At 72.2% G+C, this 2,728-nt stretch carries 4 protein-coding genes; 2 read left to right on the forward strand and 2 right to left on the reverse strand.

Annotation, left to right across the window (positions count from 1 at the left end; translation table 11 throughout):
• A partial coding sequence (locus tag QR77_RS48115) for a glycoside hydrolase family protein (protein WP_236710496.1) occupies positions 1–833 on the forward strand: 833 nt, incomplete at its 5' end.
• A gap of 42 nt (positions 834–875) precedes the next feature.
• Here QR77_RS48115 and QR77_RS02080 read toward each other — a convergent pair.
• Together QR77_RS02080 and QR77_RS02085 are read right to left on the reverse strand one after the other, a co-directional pair.
• Positions 876–1,574 (reverse strand): dienelactone hydrolase family protein, encoded by a 699-nt coding sequence (locus tag QR77_RS02080; protein ID WP_040019382.1) that lies wholly within the window; start codon positions 1,572–1,574, stop codon positions 876–878.
• A 55-nt stretch (positions 1,575–1,629) separates the two neighbouring features.
• Positions 1,630–2,271, reverse strand: a complete 642-nt coding sequence (locus tag QR77_RS02085) for a phospholipase (RefSeq protein ID WP_040027123.1) — start codon at positions 2,269–2,271, stop codon at positions 1,630–1,632.
• 195 nt (positions 2,272–2,466) lie between these two features.
• On the opposite strand from QR77_RS02085, the gene QR77_RS02090 reads away from it, so the two are divergent.
• Positions 2,467–2,728: tellurite resistance TerB family protein (locus tag QR77_RS02090; protein ID WP_150130533.1), on the forward strand; the 262-nt coding region annotated here is incomplete at its 3' end.

Here is a 2,728-nt window from a genome sequence, read left to right on the forward strand (position 1 = left end):
CCGCGGCACCCGCCACCACCCATGCGCGGCCGCCCGCCGCCAGGCCCACGCACCGGGCGCCGGCTCCTCCGCCGCCGCCCGCGAAAGCGGCCGTGGCGTTGGACAGGAAGGGGGTGGGGGTGTGGACGTTCCCGGGGGTGAGCGGCGCGCTCGCCGATTCGGGCGCGAGCTGGTACTACACCTGGGCCACCGACCACCCCGGCGTCAACACCCCCGCCTCCGCCGGCTTCGTACCGATGGTCTGGGGCAAGGACTCGGCCGACGCCGCCAGCCTCGGCCGGGCCCGGGCGGCGGGACCGTACCTCCTCGGTTTCAACGAGCCCGACATGGCGGCCCAGTCGAACATGACGGTCGATCAGGCGCTGACGCTCTGGCCGTCGCTGGAGGCGAACGGCAAGGTGCTCGGCAGCCCCGCCGTCGCCTACGGCGGTGACACGGCGGGCGGCTGGCTGGACCGCTTCATGAGCGGTGCGCGGGACCGGGGCTACCGCGTCGACTTCATCGCACTGCACTGGTACGGGGGCGACTTCCGTACGGAGGCGGCCGTGGGGCAGCTCAAGTCGTACATCGAGGCGGTGCACGCGCGGTACGGCAAGCCCGTCTGGCTGACCGAGTTCGCCCTGACCGACTTCTCGCAGGGGACCCGCTACCCGACCGACGACCAGCAGGCCGCTTTCCTCTCCGCCGCCTCCACGATGCTGGCGGGGCTGCCCTACGTACAGCGCTGGGCGTGGTTCGGGCTGCCCGCCTCCGACTCGGGGCCGAGCACCGGGCTGTACCGGAGCGGGCCGACGATCACCCCCGAGGGGCGGGCGTTCCGCGCCGCCCGGTGACCGCCGGCCGGCGGGTCCCCGACCGGGACAGCGCGCGGCAGGTCAGGCGGCGGGGAGGTTCGCGCGCAGGAAGTCGACCGCCCGGGGCCACGCGGTCCTGGCGGATTCCTCGTGGTACGCCTCGGGCCGGTCGTCGTTGAAGAACGCGTGACCGGCCGGGTAGAGGTAGAAGGTGGGGCTGATGCCCGACTGCGTCTCGATGGCGGTCCGCACCTCCTCCAGGGCGTCCGCCGGAATCGACCCGTCCAGCTCACCGTAGTGGCCCTGGATCCGCGCCTTGAGGTTCGAGAAGTCGGGGACCCCTTCCTTGTTGATGCCGTAGAACGGCGCCGCGGCGGCGACCCGGGGTTCGGCGGCGGCGAGGCTGAGGACGAAGCCGCCGCCCATGCAGAAACCGACGGCGCCGACGTTGTCGCCCACCGTCTCCTCCCGGGAGAGCAGGTAGTCGACGGCGCCGGAGAGCAGTTCGACGCCCTTGGCCGTGGGAAGTTCGGTCATCAGGCGCAGCGCCTCGTCGGAGTCGTGGGCCACCACCCGGCCGTACAGGTCGGGGGCCAGCGCGACGAAGCCCTCCTGGGCGAGGCGGTCGGCGATGTCCTTGATGTGGGCGGTCAGCCCCCACCACTCCTGGATGACGATGACGCCGGGGCCCCGGCCGGCGGGCGGCAGGGCGAGGTAGCCGTACGCGGTGGCGCCGGCGCTCGGGAAGGAGACGTTGTGCGGGGCGGGCTCGGTGACCATGGAAGGGTTCTCCCGGAGGTAGTTCGGACGACAGCGGAAAGGTACGGAGGGCGGATCAGTTGCCGGGTGCGCCGAGGAAGTCCCGGACGTCGGCCAGTTCCGCGGCGGCGATCGCGTGGCCGAGTGCGGGGTAGACCCGCTCGTCGAGGTCGGCGCCGGACTTCTCGCGCAGCCACTCCCCCGTACGGGACACCAGGTCGGCGGGGATGACGGTGTCCTGTGCGTCGCGGGCCCACAGCACCCGTACGCCCGCGAGGCGGCCGGGCTCGGAGGGCAGCCCGGCGTCCCAGGGCAGCGTCCCCGACAGCAGGGCGGCCGAGGCGAAACGTCCCGGCTCGGCGAGCAGCAGTCCGCCGGCCATGGCCATCCCGCCGGAGAAGCCCAGCAGGCTGACCGAGCTGTGCCGGGCGGCCTCTCCGTCCAGCCAGCCGAAGATCCGCTCGGCGGAGTCGGCGATCGACTCGGCGACCGGCCGGCCGATTCCCCGGTTGGCGAACCACGCGTAGCCGCCGTCCTCGGCGATCGGCGCGCGGACGAAGGCGATGGTGGTGTCCTCGGGGAGGTGCGGCGCGATCTCGGAGAAGGTCCGCTCGTCAGCGCCCCGGCCGTGCAGCGCCACGAGCAGCGGCGTACCGTCACGCTCGGTCTCAGCGCGCGACCAGTGGACGACCAGGGGTGACTGTTCTGCGTACGGCATGGTGGCGCTCTTCTCCTTGTACGGGGCCGCGGCCGGGCACGCGCCGTGCGGGCCGCCGCACCCGGTACGCAGAGTACGCCTTGTCATTGAAGTTTCAATCAGTGCCTCGCGGGGAACGCGCGAGGCGGGCACGGTGCGGCACCCTCGGACGTTGATCCTGTTGGCACTGTGTGACACACGAGGAGAGATGACGCGATGGCCCTGTGGGACCGGTTCAAGGAATCAGCGGCGACGATGCAGACCCAGCTCAACGCGAAGAAGAACGACCTCAAGTCCGGCGCCTTCCGCGACGCCTCCATGGCCATGTGCGCCCTGGTAGCGGCGGCCGACGGCACCGTCGACCCCACCGAACGCCAACGCGTCGCCCAACTCATCTCCACCAACGACGTCCTCAACAACTTCCCCGCGGCCGACCTCCAACGCCGCTTCGACGACGCACTGAACAAACTCGCCGCGG

It is taken from the genome of Streptomyces sp. 150FB (genome assembly GCF_000818195.1).
In the GTDB taxonomy this organism is placed as follows: Bacteria; Actinomycetota; Actinomycetes; order Streptomycetales; family Streptomycetaceae; genus Streptomyces.